Below are 15,496 nucleotides of genomic sequence, written 5' to 3'. Positions count from 1 at the left end.
TTTATACTTCATGTAGAGCTTCCTCCTAAGATTGATTTGCTTGTGTGTGTAAATTCATCTTATCGAGGGGCTCTATTTTTTTCAAACCTGAAATTTAACGTTCTACAGGAATGCTAACGGGTGCGTTAATCCAAGAAGGGTTAACGCTCTTTTTTCGAATACGTTGTATCAATTGGCTCTTACTCTTTGGTTAACTTACTGCGAAAGATGATCCTCTTGAGGTCGCCTTTTTCTTGTGGTTAAAGTTTTGATTTTAATATTAGAAAATTATGATAACATTTAGGTGAGGGTCATTGCATTATATGGGCAATTTAGTATATAAAGTCAGTATATTAGGGGGTATTTTATGGAAAACAGTTCATTCCACAAGTTTCTTGATTGGTATTTAGAGGTTTGGAGAAATTCATCTATAAAGATTTGAAAAATTTTAATTTCCAAGGTTATAAAGCAAGAGAGATTTCAGGTAGTGAATTAGTGACTTTGGTTATGAAGAATCGATAACTGGTTGGAAACAAGGGCTTAAATGTCGTTTCAATAATTCCTTTAGGACAGGATGAAGTTAGGGCTATCTTATCTGCTACATTAGTTATTGGTGGAAAGAAGTTAGAGAGCGTTAGTTTTTCAAACGCTTAAGATGCAAGAAAACGATGACTGGAAATTGATCAGAAGTTACATTGAAACTGGAGTCCCTAATGAAAATATTAATAAGATACAATTCAACAACCGTTGATTGAAGGTAGTAATAGGTTTGTGCAAGACATCGAATGATAATAAAGCAAAATAAGAAATCTAAATAAGGGGAAACTTATGCAAAGAAAGATTGGTATCTTAATTATAGTATTAATTCTAATGTTATTTTCTTATATGTTACTATTGCCTGATTATAAATCATTCACCTATATAGGTAGGGGAATTCTCTGGGGGGAATCTGACTTTTACGATCATCAAAAGTTTGCATATAGGGAGATTAAGAAGGCGAATGACAGTCATACGTTCGAATATGACTTGAAAGAAAGTTATATTGATGATTTACTGATGGATATTAACTATTCCTATGATCAAGAAAGGTATACGCTTGGCGACGCTAAACAGTTTTTTACTGTGACTAATACAACATCATTTATTATCATTAAAAATGACAAAGTAATATATGAGAAATATTTTAACGACTATAGTAGAGAGTCTATCAATACGTCTTTTTCTGTAGCAAAATCGTTTGTATCATTTCTCATTGGTAAAGCAATAGAGGAGGGCTATATTGAAAGTATTGAAGAGCCCATTACTAACTATATACCTGAATTGAGTAATAAAGGTTTTGAAGAGATTAGTATTGAGCACCTTTTAGAGATGTCCTCTGGAATTCGTTATATTGAAGGCCGATTATTGTTTGGGGATGATACTAAAACATATTATTCTCCAAATCTTAGACGTTTAGCTATAGAGGAAACCGAATTAGTTGATAGACCAGGCGAAAAGTTCCTATATAATAATTATCACCCTCTTTTGTTAGGAATAATTTTAGAACGGTCAACTCAAAAATCTATTTCTGAATATTTACAAGAAACATTATGGAAACCAGTTGGCATGGAATATTCAGCAACCTGGAGTGTGGATAGCAAAAAGCATGGGTTTGAAAAAATGGAAAGTGGTATCAATGCCAGGGCTATCGACTTTGCTAGGTTTGGAAAATTGTATTTGAATAAAGGGAACTGGAATGGGGAACAAATTATATCAAGCCAATGGGTAATTGATTCCACAAAAAGAAAAGAGAATATAAATGATTCCTACTATAGTTATACTAGCTGGGATTTTTTCAATCGTGATCAAGGATATTACAAATATATGTGGCTAGGTTATGAACGTGAAGATGGAAATTATGATTTCTTTGCACATGGCAAATATGGTCAAGTTATCTATGTTAGTCCTAAATCTAACGTTGTAATAGTTCGTACTGGAAAGACAACTGGAAAAGTAGATTTTTGGCCGGAAATTTTGCTTGAATTATCAAGTAAACTCGAATAACTTTCTGCTGCCCTAACATTGAGAAAGAGTACACTTAAAGTAACAGATCGATAGTTAAAAAGAGTGACCTGAAGAGGTCGCCTTTTTCTTATGGTTAAAGTATGACTTTAATATCGGAGACTTATGATGTTATCTGGCGGAGGTACTACTTTGAAATCACTGGTCAGCATATTTTTTATGCTCTTTGTTTAAAGGTAAAGAAAATCAAAGAAAAAGTTATTGAGCTAACGAGTGCTTTAGTTTAAGAGTTATTCTATTAATAATGTTGGGGCTTATAATTAAGAGATATGTAAGGGATGGAAAAAATGATGAAAACAATATCACATCTGCCAAAAGGATATGAATGCCCATTCTGCCAAATCAGTTCGGGCTTGGATTTACCCAATAAAGGAACAAAACAAGATGATGTGATATTCCAAAATGATTATGTAACGGATTTTATAGCCAGTAAATGTTGGCCAAACATAAAGGACACGTTCTCGTTGTCCCTAATCAACACTTCGACAACATTTATGAACTCCCCCTAGAATATGCAACTGAAATCCATCGAGCAGCACAACTTACAGCTTTTGCAATGAAAGATACATATAGGTGTGATGGTATTACTACTCGGCAGCATAATGAGCCAGCCGGAAGTCAAGATGTCTGGCATTATCATCTCCACGTTTACCCAAGATACAAAAGAGATCTTTTCTACTTCACAAAAGGATTTCAAACGAATCCTGATAAACGAGTAATTTATGCTTAAAAGCTGAAGATGTGGATAGAAAACTACCTATCTAAATAGCGTGTCCACTTTGTTTAATTAGGGTGTCATAAAAGATAATTCTTCTCAACCAAAGGTGCGTTAATTCTAGAAGGATTAACGCTACTTTTCGTAGAAGTTATTGTACTAAAGGTGCAGGATAGTTGGAGAAGATATAAACTTTTAATGCGAAATATCGTAAAAGTAAATTATAGATTACTATTTAAGGGGAGATATAATGATTCAGAAATGGTTGGGTAACCAATTAAAACAACCAAAAGGATTCCTTTCCAAATGGATTGGAATCTATATGCAAAGAGGTAATGATACGATTAATCGCTGGACTACTGATTTATTGGAAATAGAAGAAAATGAAGTAATAGTTTTTTCAGTTCATAACCTTTATTTTTGGACTGACATTAACCAAGGATTTGCAGAGGTTCACAGAGTTTTAAAACCAGGTGGAAAACTATTTTTATCTATTACCGATAAATCACAAATGGAAAAAATGCGAAGGACGAAAAACTTTATTTTACTAAATACAGAAGAGATTGAAGAGATGATAGTAAATCATAGGTTTCAAACAGTTAAACTACATCAAAAAGAGCCTTATTGGTGTATAGAAGCCACAAAGTAATAATGGAGAGGGGAAATGATATTGAAGAAAACAATCGGATTACTATTCGGGGGGAAATCTGCAGAACACGAGGTATTTTTACAATCGGAGAAAAACATTATTGATGCAATTGACAAATCTAAATATGATGTTTTGTTAATTGGAATAGATAAGAGTGGGAAATGGCATTTAAGTGATGCTTCATATTTTTTACTTAATGCGGAAGACCCTAAATTAATTGCATTAAATAAAACAAATAACGGAGTTGCTATCGTACCGGGTGAAACTGAGAATCAGTTATTCAAAATACAAGATTCAAAATTCTTAGATGAACTTGATGTTATATTCCCAATACTACACGGTACTTTAGGGGATGACGGAAGTATCCAAGGGATGCTACGTATTGCGAATATTCCTTATGTTGGTTCAAATGTTTTGGGTTCTGCTGTAAGTATGGACAAAGATATTGCAAAACGATTATTGAATGCAGAACGGGTGTGTTAATCGAAGAAGGATTAACCGCCTTTTTTGCGAAGAATTACACTTAAACTATCGGGTGCTTTACTTTAATAAGGGAGGTTGCTTAGCCAGCCTTTTTCTTATGAAACTAAAGGGCAGATTAGCTGAAGTACATCTCCTCACAAATTTAAAAAGTAAACTCCCAATTTTTATTTATAACAGCTTAACTTTGATTCGGGAATATTCCAACTTAGCTATGGAGACCTTTAAAATAAAATATTTTCTTTCTTCTGACAACCCTAGTAATTTTGAAAACAATCAATTCAATCATCTTTTCGTTTAGAAAAACTTATTAAGAAACATGCACTAGAATAAATATAAATCATATATAGGAGATATCCCGCTTGAATACTTGAGGAGGATATTAATGTTACCTAGTGAAAAATATTTTGGTAATTTAGAACTAGTTTATGCATTTTATGGGGCTATGCCTACAGGTGTTACTGTTTCAGAAACCGGTCGTATTTTCACTTGCTTTCCGAAATGGGGAGACGATGTTAAATTTACGGTGGGGGAAATTTTTGAGGATAAATTGCAACCTTATCCTAATTTACAAACCAATTTGGTTAACCCCGAGAATGTCACAATGACTTTCATCAGTGTCCAGAGTGTAGTTGCTGATGGAAGGGGAACGCTTTGGATATTAGATACAGCTGCACCCAATTTTTCTGAACCTATTAAAAGGGGGGCGAAATTAGTCGCTGTTGATTTAGAAACCAATACAATAAGAAAAGTATATACCTTTACAGAAGATGTTGTCCTGCCTACAACATATCTGAATGATGTCCGTTTTGATTTTCGTGTTGGAAAAGCAGGTTATGCCTATATAACTGATTCTTCTTCAAGAGGGCCAGGAGCTATTATCGTCGTAGATTTATCAAATGGGAACGCGTTTAGACGGTTAAATGGGGCAAATTCAACTTCACCCGATCCCTATTTTTTACCGAAAGTAGAAGGTCAAATTTTAATGAATCGAAACAAGGACGGTTCAACTTCTCCATTTAGATTGGCGTCTGATAGTCTTGCGATTTCGCCCGATGGAAAGATATTATTTTTTGCTCCACTAACCAGTCGTCATTTGTTCTCGATTTCAACTGAAGCCCTGAGAGACAGAAAAATACCTGACTTGGATTTACCTTATCATGTGGAATATTGGGGAGAAAAAGGTGCGTCTGATGGAATGATCACCGGTGCAAAGGGAACTGTTTATGCTGGAGATTATGAAAATAACAGTATCCGTAAGATATTGCCAAATGGCATAATGGAAACTATCGCACACGATCCGAGAATTTTGTGGCCGGATACCTTTTCAATAGGTCCAGATCAATATTTGTATGTCATTGTGAACCAATTACATCGACAGCCTAGATTTCATTATGGAAAAGACTTACGACAGAAACCTTATAGTTTACTTCGTATCAAAATTGATGAATTTCCTGCTCCGACCTTTTCATAATAAAAATAGTCAATTAATTGTTTCATTATATAGTGTAAAACAAACACGAGTAAGAAAGAAATTTTAACTTTACTTACTCTGATAAAATCAAAATGGTTTAATAGGAACAGTTTATTTTGTGAGTGTTAAACTGTTCCTGGAAATTTCTTATAATGTAGGTAAGTTCAATGCTGTATTGATATTATTTAAATCCAAACTAATCTGTTCGTTTGTATTCCAAGCATGGTACCATCCTTTTTCTTTCATATAGGTGGATATTTGTTCATGCATATCAAGAGCTTCCACTAAATGGCGAGTGAGCATCTCTTTAATTTCCGGTGTTCCTGTCTCCGTAACTGCCATGGCATAATTTCTAATTCCACTTTTCGCTGAAATGAGTAGATCCATTGCAACGACTTGATCCGATAGTGCGTTCATGCCAGTTAAAGTTTCAATGATTGGATTCATGTTCATTCATCTCCTAATTTACTGCTTAGCGTTGGAAAGGATAGAAGCATATTCTTGTAATTGTCTCGTAGATACATCAATGTCTTTCTGCATAATATCTTTTAATGACTGGTCAGTAACTAAAGCTTTCATCGTTTTGGATTTAGTTAAACAAGTCGTCTTAAATGCAGCTATCTCATGAACCTCAAGAACTTCGTGTAAGGCGTACTTCATTTTTTATACCTCCTTCCTCAAGGTTTCAACACGACTTTTATACAATCATCCATTTTTGTGTCAAAAATCTCATAGCCATGTTTTGCTTCACTAAGTGGAAGTACATGACTTACAACATCTGCTGGATCAATTTTTCCGGTCGAAACTAATTCAAACATATATGGCATATAGTGGATGACAGGTGCTTGACCAGAGCGGATATTGATATTTCGCTGCATAATATCTCCAAGAGGGAAACCATTATATCTGCCGCCGTAAACGCCAGTAACTTGAATTGTCCCGCCTTTACGCACTGCTTGTGAAGCCATGATAAACGCACTTAATGCTCCGCCTTGAAGCTTCATTCCGCTTGCAAGGAACTCCATATCAGTCATTTTACCGTCCATACCAACTGCATCAATGACAACATCAGCGCCGCCTTTGGTGATTTCCTTCAGGTAGCTTCCTACATTCTCATGGTCCTCAAAGTTAACAATTTCTACTTTGTTGGTGCGCTTTGCGTGCTGCAGGCGATAATTGACATAATCAACGGCAATGACTCGCTTTGCCCCTTTTAACCAACAGAATTTTTGAGCAAAAAGACCAACCGGACCACAGCCAAGAACAATAACTGTATCTCCATCCTTTACACCTGCATTGTCAACACTCCAGAAACCAGTAGTCATCGCATCGGCAATAACTGCTAACTTTTCATCTGGTTCTTCACAAGTCTCTGGAATTTTGAAATGAGTAAAGTTGGCAAATGGCACTCTTAAATATTCAGCTTGCCCACCTGGATAGCCACCCGTCGTACCAGAATATCCGAAATAGGCACCCATATCACCATTATCATTTGAATTATCACATTGGCTTTCCAAATGGTTTTTACAGTAATGGCATTCACCGCATGCTATATTAAAGGGAATAATTACTCGATCTCCCTTTTTTAGTTTAGTCACACCTGGACCGGCTTCTTCGACGATTCCCATTGGTTCATGACCAATAACATAGTTTTCTTGCAGGTTAGGAATCATGCCATGAATTAAATGTAAATCTGACCCACATATAGCTGTACTCGTTACTTTAATAATCATGTCATCTGGTTTTTCAATCTTTGGATCTGGAACTTCTTTGACTACAACATTTTTAATACCTTGATACGTTACTGCCTTCATGCTATACAGCCTCCAGTGTTAGTGATCATCAGGTGTCTGGTCAAACATACCTTTTCTATTGGTCTCAACAGGGAATAGATTCATTTTGCCAATCATCAATGTATTGTTGGCAGAGAGTTGATCTAGCTTATACTGTTCACTTAGTTCGTATGGATGGAACCATTTTTTATTAATCATTAGTTCTGTAATTTCTTGATGCATGGCAATACCTTGCATTAACTGGCTTCGTAAGAGGGTTCTAACATCAGGTGATGCAGACTCCGTTAATGCAACAGCAATATTGCGTACACCTTCTTTGGAACGAAGGAGTAAATCCATCGCAAATGTGGTATCTGCTAGCTCTGGTACGTGTAGCGAGTTTATAGGGTCTAAATAGTCTTGGTTCAATGAATTTTCCTCCCTTTTCAATTTATTATTGGTGTTGGCCGGTTTTGAGGAACTGGAGCTTCAAAAGGTGCGCGTTGATAAATTGCCTGTAATTCTCGAAGCGCTTGCATGGATTGTTCAACATCTTTTTGCATTAATGCTCTCAATTCATGATCAAATACCAGCCCCTGCATTAGTTTTGATTTCGCTAAGCATAGGGTTTTAAAATTAATTACTTCATGTAGATCCAAGGACTCATGATCGGCTAATTTTTGAATATCCATTTTGGTTCCCTCCTTTTTGACTAACTATATATATACAAAGGTATTATTCCAAATGTACAATGAATCATTCTTCAATAGTTTTTTTAGAGGTAGGAAAAACGCTGATTCAATTGCTGGATTAATCATAATATTTATAAGGTATCACTAATAAATATTCGATATATTTTGATTAAAAGGGCATAGGCTAGACCCATACAACTTAGGAAAGAAATGTGAAAACTTAACCAAGATAGGTTATTAGACTAGCCTTTCGTATTGTAGGAAATGACTTGATAACACTATATACGAAAAAAGTGCGACTTTTTACTTTATATCAAAATGGGTATACAGATAATATGCTAGTAAATTAATAGTTTACACATGTCTAATGACACACACTTAGCGCAACAAATTAAAATATTCAATAAGGAGAGATATAATTGAAATTACAACTAGCATTAGATCTTGTCGATATTTCAGGAGCAATTGAAGTAGTGAAAGAGGTAGAAGAGCATATTGATGTTGTAGAAATTGGTACACCTGTGGTGATCAATGAAGGTCTTAAAGCAGTGAAAGAAGTAAAAGCCGCATTTCCTAACTTAACTGTATTAGCCGACTTGAAAATTATGGATGCTGCTGGATATGAAGTAAGCCAAGCATCTTCTGCAGGCGCTGACATCATAACAATTCTTGGAACTGCAGAAGACGAGTCAATTAAAGGTGCAGTAGAAGAAGCTAAGAAACAAGGTAAACAAATCCTTGTGGATATGATCGCGGTGAAAGACATTGCAGCACGTGCTAAAGAATTAGATGAACTTGGTGTCGATTATATTTGTGTGCACACAGGTTACGATTTGCAAGCTGTAGGGAAAAATTCCTTTGAAGATCTACACACGATTAAGAGCGTTGTTAAAAATGCTAAAACTGCGATTGCCGGTGGAATTAAATTAGAAACACTTCCTGAAGTAATAAAAGAACAGCCTGACCTCGTTATTGTAGGTGGCGGTATTACAAGCAAAGATGATAAAAAAGCTACAGCACAAAAAATGCAAGAATTAATAAAACAAGGGTAATTCAATTATGAAGACTACTGAATATTTAGCAGAAGTTATTCAAGAGTTAAATCAAACGGTTCAATTAATTTCTGATTCAGAGGCAGAAAAATTAGTAAACCAGATTTTGGAATCTAAGAAAATCTTTGTAGCTGGTGCAGGCAGATCTGGATTCATGGGTAAGTCCTTTGTGATGCGAATGATGCACATGGGGATTGATGCCTATGTAGTCGGTGAAACTGTAACAGCCAACTTAGAAAAAGGAGATTTATTAATTATTGGTTCTGGTTCAGGGGAAACAAAAACTTTAGTTGCTATTGCTGAAAAAGCGAAAAGCTTAGGAGGTAAAGTCGCGGCTATCACCATTTCTCCTGAATCAACCATTGGAGAATTGGCTGATATGATTGTAGAATTACCGGGAGTAACGAAAGACCAGTCTAAAGGTGATTACAAAACTATCCAACCAATGGGATCTCTATTTGAACAAATGATGCTGTTATTTTATGATGCCTTAATTCTGCGTTTTATGGAGAAAAAAGGTTTAGATTCTAATAAAATGTATGGTAAACATGCTAACCTAGAATAAACCCAACATATAACTATAGGAAAGACCGCATAAATTTGCGGTCTTTCTATCTATCAACATAGAAGTTTTATTTTATATATAAAGAAATGGGTTCAAATAAATGGATTCGTAAAAAGGGAACATCGTACAACAGACTTTCGAGCTTCAAATGTAGTTCTAACTTACAAAGGTCAAAGTTCATTTAAAGAATCTTTCCTCAACAAGTTGAAGTCCTTTATAAGTAATGAGGAAAAATGCAGTTAGCTGAACGTTTAAATAGATCGGGCTTGATATAGTAAGATTAATAAATGGTCAAGCTTTAATAGTATATCATCAGAGCAACTACTTTATTTAATAAGAAGACAGAATAGATTATTTTCGATTTAAAATAGGTTGCTGCTCCAACCTTTTTTATTTACCAACCAAGATTGTGAATGATTGCACTCAAACATATGGGTACAGTAGTTAGCAACCGTGATCATAGAATTTGGTCGCCTTTTTTCTTCTGGAAAATTCATATTTTGTTTGGAATATTATGGTATTATGTTCAGGTATAAAGATATTGAGCTAATGGCGAAGTTTAGTGGAATAAAAGGGGGGAGATTAATGAAGTTAAATCCAATAGAATTTTATATTCGTAATTTAAGTTATACTATAAGGTCAGCCAAAGAGAATGATGCGAAAAACTTGTCTGAAATAAGATTGCAGATAGATGGCGAAACAGAAAATTTGGATAGAGAAAAAGGTGAAGCGTACATAGATGAAGTGGGTTTTAAAAAACTAATCAAAGAAGATACAGAAAGTGCCCATAATATTTTTTTAGTTTGCGAAGTAAACGGAAGGATTGTAGGCTTCTCAAGGTGTGAAGGCAATCAGTTGAAAAGAATGTATCATAAAGTTGAGTTTGGTGTTTGTGTTTTAAAAGATTTCTGGGGATATGGTATTGGAACAAACTTCTTAAAGGAAACAATTAGATGGGCTGATTCAACCGAAATAAAGAAAATTACTTTGAGTGTACTCGAAACAAATGAAAAAGCCATACTGCTCTATAAAAACTATGGTTTTGTAGAAGAAGGAATATTAATAAAAGATAAGCTACTATCGGATGGAAGTTATTATAATACCGTAATAATGGGAAGGTTTAATGAATAATTATAACTCCTAATTTTTTCCTTATTCAAAAAACGGGTGCTTTAATTCAAGAAGGATTAACGCCTTTTTTTGTTGAAACTATTGTACAAAAGGGACAGGATAGTTTAAGTAGGTCATTATACAAGAACAACTCAGGGGAGAAATGAAATGATTAAAGGAATATATGAATTTATAACTGAAGCACAGTTAAAAAAGTATGCAGAACTTGCTGTACGAGCTGGTGTGAATCTGCAAAAAAATCAATTATTGATTATTCATAGTGATATTCAAAATGCTACGTTTGCACGTCTAATCCAAACGGTAGCCTATGAGGCAGGGGCTTCAAATGTATTTATCGATTGGACGGATGAACAGTCTACCAAAGAATTTTACTTAAATGCAGCAGATAGTGTCATCGATCACTTTCCTGATTGGCAGGCTGCCCGTTTTAAGGAGTGGGACAATGCAGGTGCTGCATACATACATATTATTTCTGAAAACTTAGATGTCTTTAAGGAGGTTTCTACAGAAAGGATAAGTCGTTTCCAAAAAGCTTCTCGTACCAAATTGAGGGATTATTATGCGAAAATTAGATCCCACGAGGTACGCTGGTGTCTTCTAGCTGTCCCGTACGCTGGATGGGCAACTAAAGTTTTTCCAAACCTAAGTAAAGAAGAAGCTTTACAATCATTATGGAGATTAATTTTAAAAGGATCTCGGGCGGATGGAAAAAATCTTATAAAAGATTGGGAGAGTCACAATAGAGCCTTCGAGTCTCGAAAAAAAATCCTAAACGGGAGCCAATTTGAATCCCTGCATTTTAAAAATAGCCGTGGAACTGATTTATTAGTTGGTCTACCTAAAAATCATCTCTTTATTGGTGGAGGTGTCATAGATAAAAATGGAATACCTTTCTTTCCGAACATCCCTACGGAAGAAATATTTACTGCTCCCCATAAAAATAAGGTAAATGGCAAATTGGTAGGTACTAAACCTCTTATCTATGGGGGAAGTGTTATCGATGAATTTTATCTAATTTTTAAAGATGGACAGATTACCGAATATTATGCCGCGAAGGGACAAGAAGAGTTACAAAGTCTCATCGAAACAGATGAAGGTTCACATTATCTAGGTGAAATTGCCTTGGTCTCTAAAAAATCTCCCCTTGCTCAGGCAGATACTCTTTTTTACAATACCTTATTTGATGAAAATACGGCCTGTCACATTGGAATCGGAAATGCATCTCCCTCCAATATTCAAAATGGCATTGGCCAATCTGAGGAAGAGTTGAAGGCAGCGGGTCTGAATACTTCACTTTTGTTAGTCAATGTGACCTTTGGTACCGAAGATATGAAAGTAGTGGGCATTAAAGAAGGTGGAACAGAAGTCCTGCTAATCAAGGATGGGGATTTCCAATTCTGAATCGTCTACAACTTAAAACAGAGAAAACTGGTTTCTGGTGGATTATATTTAGTGCTAGTTATAGTGAAAACAAACTGGGCAGCATTCCTGTAACAAATGAAGATTTGGGTATGTTTGTTTAACTTATTGTATTAAAGGGTCGGTTTAGTGGAACATTGAAACCTTTACTTTTCTAATTCGTAAGTAGGTAGAGTAAACAACTATTTTTTGGAGGTGTAATTAATTAGAATATTATCTCATAATCATATCTTTTCTTTTAATAATTTATTTGTCGGTTAGGTTGGGTAAATTAGAGGGTCGAATAAAAGGAAGACAATATAATTTAGACCAGTTAAGTAAACAATTAGAACTCCCTGAAAATCCAATAAATGATGAGTTACGTGCGCTAATAAAGGATGGGAAAGACGTAAAAGCAGTAAAAAAAGCCAGAGAAACTTTAGGTCTTTCACTATTAGAGGGGAAAAATTATATTGATAAGCTGAAATTTGATATTGATAATGGTTAATCTTCTCTAAAAGTAGCGGGTGCTTTAACACTACAATGAGATCGTCATATGGCGATCTTTTTTAATTGATAGGGGTTAATTAAACGAATAATTTGAAACTTAACGTTTGTTAAAACGTATTACTATTTAAAGGGAGGATGCATTGAAAGATTGTTCTTGATAGAATAAGTAGATAAATAACTTTTCCAATGTATCAACCTAAAAACTACAAAAAAAATCGAGGGTTGCTATGTTAAAAATTCTAATATTTTTATCTGTAATTTTTATTCTTTCATTTCTCTTATTGTTTTGGTTCATCAATCATCAAAACAAAAAAGAGGAAAGTAAAGACAGCTTATTAACCTTAATAGTCGTTGCTATTCTATTTTCAGTAATTATCACATTCGTCTTTGCATTTTCTCTTTTTCTAATAATGGGATCAACTAGTATAATTGATACAATTTTTTCATTAAATATAAATACCAATCAACTAATTGTTATTGGCATTTCTTTTCTAATTTATTTGATGACAATTGATAATATTTTCGAAACGCTCTTCGAATACCTGTGGGGTAAAAATATCTATGCCGTCCTATCTACAGCGTTGTCAAGGGTAGGAGCTTTCTACATAATAGGAATACTAATAAAATTAAATGATGTTATAAATGTAACTATTTCAGTAGGTGTATCTCTCATCTTGTTAACGATTGAAGTACTATCTATTTTAAAAGATGCTAAGTCATAAATATCTGATACATATTATAAAAGGATGACTAAGCGTTTTAGGTAACCTTTATCTTTCAAACTCAGAGGTTGTGAAAAATATACTTGAACTATCGGGTACAAGGTGATAATTATAAGAGGTGTTCTAAGGGGGAGAATTTTTGGAAATAAAATATAATTTATGGTCATTCTCTTTATGTTTATTATTCTTATCGACTTCATTACATTCTATATATGCTTTTCATAACCAAACTTGGTCAGTGTCACCGCCTGTTTCTATTTTATGGTTACTTACAGTTATTGCTTTTGTTATGGGGATTGTAGGATTTAAGGACAAAAGAAGCAGGGTGGCGATATGGAGAAGTTGGCTGACGGTCTTAGTTACATTTTCTCTTTCAGCAATTCTTTTATTAGCAATAGTAGTGAATACATTTACGAGGGAACCTATTGAGACTATACAGTCTCCCGATTCTAAAATCACTATCGACTTTTACACTGTAAATGGCGGGGCTGCTACCTCCATTGGTGTATTAGGTATAGTAGATGGTCCTCTTTGGTTTAAGAAAAATATTTATAATGATAACAATATGCACAAAGCAGATGTCGAATGGACAAATAACCATACCATCACAATTAATAATCATACTTTGGACTTGAGTAAAGGGGAAACTTTTTCGGATTAACAAATTCTTATTGTGCTAACGGGTGCAATTACTGAACAAGGAGCCTCCGCCAATTTATTATCGAAATAAGATAGTTTAAGTAGAATTAAGGAGGGATTATGTTGAAAGAATATAATGATACTAACCACTTTGAGAATACAATAGATGCTATTAACCATCTTACAGAAGAAGACGCTAAATCTTTGTTAAGATTAATTTATGGATTTGTCGATACTGCTATGACTGGAAATGGAGGAGATAAAGTAAAGTTAGAGGTTTTACATAAGGTATCGGATATTTATAAACGTATTCCCGGACTAAACGAGTTAAGAAAAAAGTAAAGCTCAAAACAATTTTGTGAATAAATATACTTAAACAAACGGGTGCAAGAGTTAAACAGGGCGATCATCAAATGATGGTCTTTTTTTTGTAAATATTATTGGAATATTATGCTAATATTGAGAATGGAGATATTTTACTAATGGGGTAGTCTAGTTGAAGAGTGTTGTTTCACTTGTTATTAACAATCGGGTCAAATTATAGAGGTTTTTGTTTGCCTTAATATCGAAATAAATGGATAAAGGGAAGTTAGAATCTCAAGGGAAATAAATTTGAATGTTAATCTATCCTGTAAATGTGAAGGGGCAGGGATATATATGATATTCGAGTTAGATAAAACTGAATTTAGTAAGTGTAGAAAATTGTTAAATGAACAAGGGCAATTAGAAGCAAAAGCAATTGTTGAAAATGAAAATCCGGGCCGTATTTTTGTAGATAATATTAATAACCCTGTATCTGGGCTTATTTGGTTAGGAAATAATGATGGATTTATATTTTTTGGAAGTGAGCAAAACGAGAACTTTAATAATGGATTAAACCAGTTTATTAACAATGTAATTATACCGGAAGCAAAAAAAGTCCAACTAAAATGGTTTGAAGGAGTTGGCAATCACGAAAAATGGAATAACACTATTGAAAGAGTTTTTGAACATCGTAAATTAGGGAGTTGGAATCAGAGGGTTTATATCTTACATAAGGATGGTTATAAAGGTAATAACGAACCTGAAATTGATCAAGGATATAAGGTTATAAAAATCTGTAATACACTCTATGAAAATAAGGATAACTCAATAAAAAACATTGAATTTTTACAATCAAAAATATTAGATTTTTGGCCTTCACCTGAGAGTTTCTTTAATAATGGAATGGGTTATTGTATTGTTTACGAAAATGAAATTGTTAGTGTTTGTTTTTCAGGTTTTGTGGTTGGAAATGTACACTGCATAGATATTGAAACATTAAAGACTCATCAGGGAAAAAAATTAGCTCAAAGGGTAGCTCATAGTTTTGTTAAAGATTGTTTGGACAATAATATGGTTCCGTATTGGGATTGTATGGAAATTAACAAACCCTCTGTTGCAGTTGCAGAGAATATTGGATTCAGAAATGTATTTAACTATGTTGGATATGATTTTTCATTCGAATAATTATTCAATAATATGTTGAAGAACCTTGATTTGATTGCGATGCAATATGCGCGATTGTTGAATAGCTTTACTTTTCTCCTTTCACTAAAGGGTGCGTTAATTCAAGAAGGATTACCGCCTTTTTTGTTGAACTTATTGTATTAAAGGGGGAGAAATCAACATTTTATAA

The 15,496-nt window shown here is 34.2% G+C and carries 18 protein-coding genes and 1 pseudogene; 14 read left to right on the top strand and 5 right to left on the bottom strand.

Features of this window, described 5'->3' with window-relative positions:
* The first annotated feature begins 807 nt into the window (after positions 1 to 807).
* The 5 genes and pseudogenes from D8M04_RS04400 (at position 808) to D8M04_RS04375 (ending at position 5,358) form a co-directional block, all read left to right on the top strand.
* Complete coding sequence (locus D8M04_RS04400; RefSeq protein WP_121521656.1) at positions 808 to 2,022, top strand: serine hydrolase domain-containing protein; 1,215 nt, start codon at positions 808 to 810, stop codon at positions 2,020 to 2,022.
* A 451-nt stretch (positions 2,023 to 2,473) separates the two neighbouring features.
* Positions 2,474 to 2,770, top strand: coding sequence for an HIT family protein (locus D8M04_RS04395; RefSeq protein WP_246001108.1), 297 nt, complete (start codon positions 2,474 to 2,476; stop codon positions 2,768 to 2,770).
* 235 nt (positions 2,771 to 3,005) lie between these two features.
* Complete coding sequence (locus D8M04_RS04390; protein ID WP_121521655.1) at positions 3,006 to 3,404, top strand: class I SAM-dependent methyltransferase; 399 nt, start codon at positions 3,006 to 3,008, stop codon at positions 3,402 to 3,404.
* An 18-nt stretch (positions 3,405 to 3,422) separates the two neighbouring features.
* Positions 3,423 to 3,866: pseudogene (locus D8M04_RS04385) on the top strand (D-alanine--D-alanine ligase); the annotation flags it as partial.
* A gap of 403 nt (positions 3,867 to 4,269) precedes the next feature.
* Entirely contained in the window at positions 4,270 to 5,358 is a 1,089-nt protein-coding gene (locus D8M04_RS04375; RefSeq protein ID WP_121521653.1) for an L-dopachrome tautomerase-related protein, read from the top strand.
* A 147-nt stretch (positions 5,359 to 5,505) separates the two neighbouring features.
* Here D8M04_RS04375 and D8M04_RS04370 read toward each other — a convergent pair whose 3' ends face one another.
* The 5 genes from D8M04_RS04370 to D8M04_RS04350 are packed head-to-tail and all read right to left on the bottom strand — an operon-like array spanning position 5,506 to position 7,822.
* Entirely contained in the window at positions 5,506 to 5,805 is a 300-nt protein-coding gene (locus D8M04_RS04370) for a spore coat protein (RefSeq protein WP_121521652.1), read from the bottom strand.
* An 18-nt stretch (positions 5,806 to 5,823) separates the two neighbouring features.
* Positions 5,824 to 6,018 carry a hypothetical protein gene (locus D8M04_RS04365; protein WP_121521651.1) on the bottom strand — a complete coding sequence of 65 codons (195 nt, stop codon included), beginning with the start codon at positions 6,016 to 6,018 and terminating at the stop codon, positions 5,824 to 5,826.
* 17 nt (positions 6,019 to 6,035) lie between these two features.
* Positions 6,036 to 7,172 (bottom strand): zinc-dependent alcohol dehydrogenase, encoded by a 1,137-nt coding sequence (locus D8M04_RS04360; RefSeq protein WP_121521650.1) that lies wholly within the window; start codon positions 7,170 to 7,172, stop codon positions 6,036 to 6,038.
* Positions 7,173 to 7,190: 18 nt separating this feature from the next.
* Positions 7,191 to 7,559, bottom strand: coding sequence for a spore coat protein (locus D8M04_RS04355; protein ID WP_121521649.1), 369 nt, complete (start codon positions 7,557 to 7,559; stop codon positions 7,191 to 7,193).
* Between the two features lie 17 nt (positions 7,560 to 7,576).
* Positions 7,577 to 7,822, bottom strand: a complete 246-nt coding sequence (locus tag D8M04_RS04350) for a spore gernimation protein GerQ (protein WP_121521648.1) — start codon at positions 7,820 to 7,822, stop codon at positions 7,577 to 7,579.
* A 419-nt stretch (positions 7,823 to 8,241) separates the two neighbouring features.
* Here D8M04_RS04350 and hxlA point away from each other — a divergent pair, with 419 nt between their 5' ends.
* From hxlA to D8M04_RS04305, 9 genes are all read left to right on the top strand, one after another.
* The gene (gene hxlA, locus D8M04_RS04345; RefSeq protein WP_121521647.1) at positions 8,242 to 8,874 is read left to right on the top strand and encodes a 3-hexulose-6-phosphate synthase; all 633 of its coding nucleotides are present in this window, start codon (positions 8,242 to 8,244) and stop codon (positions 8,872 to 8,874) included.
* 7 nt (positions 8,875 to 8,881) lie between these two features.
* The gene (gene hxlB, locus D8M04_RS04340; protein WP_121521646.1) at positions 8,882 to 9,439 is read left to right on the top strand and encodes a 6-phospho-3-hexuloisomerase; all 558 of its coding nucleotides are present in this window, start codon (positions 8,882 to 8,884) and stop codon (positions 9,437 to 9,439) included.
* 585 nt (positions 9,440 to 10,024) lie between these two features.
* Positions 10,025 to 10,570, top strand: coding sequence for a GNAT family N-acetyltransferase (locus tag D8M04_RS04335; RefSeq protein WP_121521645.1), 546 nt, complete (start codon positions 10,025 to 10,027; stop codon positions 10,568 to 10,570).
* Between the two features lie 147 nt (positions 10,571 to 10,717).
* On the top strand, positions 10,718 to 11,971 hold the full coding sequence (locus tag D8M04_RS04330) for an aminopeptidase (protein ID WP_121521644.1): 1,254 nt from the start codon (positions 10,718 to 10,720) through the stop codon (positions 11,969 to 11,971).
* A 280-nt stretch (positions 11,972 to 12,251) separates the two neighbouring features.
* Complete coding sequence (locus D8M04_RS04325; RefSeq protein ID WP_246001107.1) at positions 12,252 to 12,476, top strand: hypothetical protein; 225 nt, start codon at positions 12,252 to 12,254, stop codon at positions 12,474 to 12,476.
* A gap of 229 nt (positions 12,477 to 12,705) precedes the next feature.
* On the top strand, positions 12,706 to 13,200 hold the full coding sequence (locus D8M04_RS04320; RefSeq protein ID WP_121521642.1) for a hypothetical protein: 495 nt from the start codon (positions 12,706 to 12,708) through the stop codon (positions 13,198 to 13,200).
* A 139-nt stretch (positions 13,201 to 13,339) separates the two neighbouring features.
* Complete coding sequence (locus D8M04_RS20390) at positions 13,340 to 13,861, top strand: DUF5412 family protein (RefSeq protein ID WP_246001106.1); 522 nt, start codon at positions 13,340 to 13,342, stop codon at positions 13,859 to 13,861.
* A gap of 101 nt (positions 13,862 to 13,962) precedes the next feature.
* Positions 13,963 to 14,181: a hypothetical protein gene (locus D8M04_RS04310; protein WP_121521641.1), complete on the top strand. Its 219-nt coding sequence runs from the start codon at positions 13,963 to 13,965 to the stop codon at positions 14,179 to 14,181.
* A 315-nt stretch (positions 14,182 to 14,496) separates the two neighbouring features.
* Entirely contained in the window at positions 14,497 to 15,327 is an 831-nt protein-coding gene (locus D8M04_RS04305) for a GNAT family N-acetyltransferase (protein ID WP_121521640.1), read from the top strand.
* Positions 15,328 to 15,496 lie beyond the last annotated feature (169 nt).

The organism is Oceanobacillus piezotolerans (genome assembly GCF_003665065.1).
Classification (GTDB): domain Bacteria; phylum Bacillota; class Bacilli; order Bacillales; family Amphibacillaceae; genus Oceanobacillus; species Oceanobacillus piezotolerans.
The sequence above is the reverse complement of the archived record's forward strand: the minus strand, read 5'-3'. Positions and strand labels throughout refer to the sequence as shown.

Coding starts and splice junctions, on each gene's coding strand:
- D8M04_RS04400 (WP_121521656.1), top strand. CDS start 808: ATGCAAAGAAAGATTGGTATCTTAATTATAGTATTAATTCTAATGTTA.
- D8M04_RS04395 (WP_246001108.1), top strand. CDS start 2,474: ATGTTGGCCAAACATAAAGGACACGTTCTCGTTGTCCCTAATCAACAC.
- D8M04_RS04390 (WP_121521655.1), top strand. CDS start 3,006: ATGATTCAGAAATGGTTGGGTAACCAATTAAAACAACCAAAAGGATTC.
- D8M04_RS04375 (WP_121521653.1), top strand. CDS start 4,270: ATGTTACCTAGTGAAAAATATTTTGGTAATTTAGAACTAGTTTATGCA.
- D8M04_RS04370 (WP_121521652.1), bottom strand. CDS start 5,805: ATGAATCCAATCATTGAAACTTTAACTGGCATGAACGCACTATCGGAT.
- D8M04_RS04365 (WP_121521651.1), bottom strand. CDS start 6,018: ATGAAGTACGCCTTACACGAAGTTCTTGAGGTTCATGAGATAGCTGCA.
- D8M04_RS04360 (WP_121521650.1), bottom strand. CDS start 7,172: ATGAAGGCAGTAACGTATCAAGGTATTAAAAATGTTGTAGTCAAAGAA.
- D8M04_RS04350 (WP_121521648.1), bottom strand. CDS start 7,822: ATGGATATTCAAAAATTAGCCGATCATGAGTCCTTGGATCTACATGAA.
- hxlB (WP_121521646.1), top strand. CDS start 8,882: ATGAAGACTACTGAATATTTAGCAGAAGTTATTCAAGAGTTAAATCAA.
- D8M04_RS04335 (WP_121521645.1), top strand. CDS start 10,025: ATGAAGTTAAATCCAATAGAATTTTATATTCGTAATTTAAGTTATACT.
- D8M04_RS04330 (WP_121521644.1), top strand. CDS start 10,718: ATGATTAAAGGAATATATGAATTTATAACTGAAGCACAGTTAAAAAAG.
- D8M04_RS04320 (WP_121521642.1), top strand. CDS start 12,706: ATGTTAAAAATTCTAATATTTTTATCTGTAATTTTTATTCTTTCATTT.
- D8M04_RS04305 (WP_121521640.1), top strand. CDS start 14,497: ATGATATTCGAGTTAGATAAAACTGAATTTAGTAAGTGTAGAAAATTG.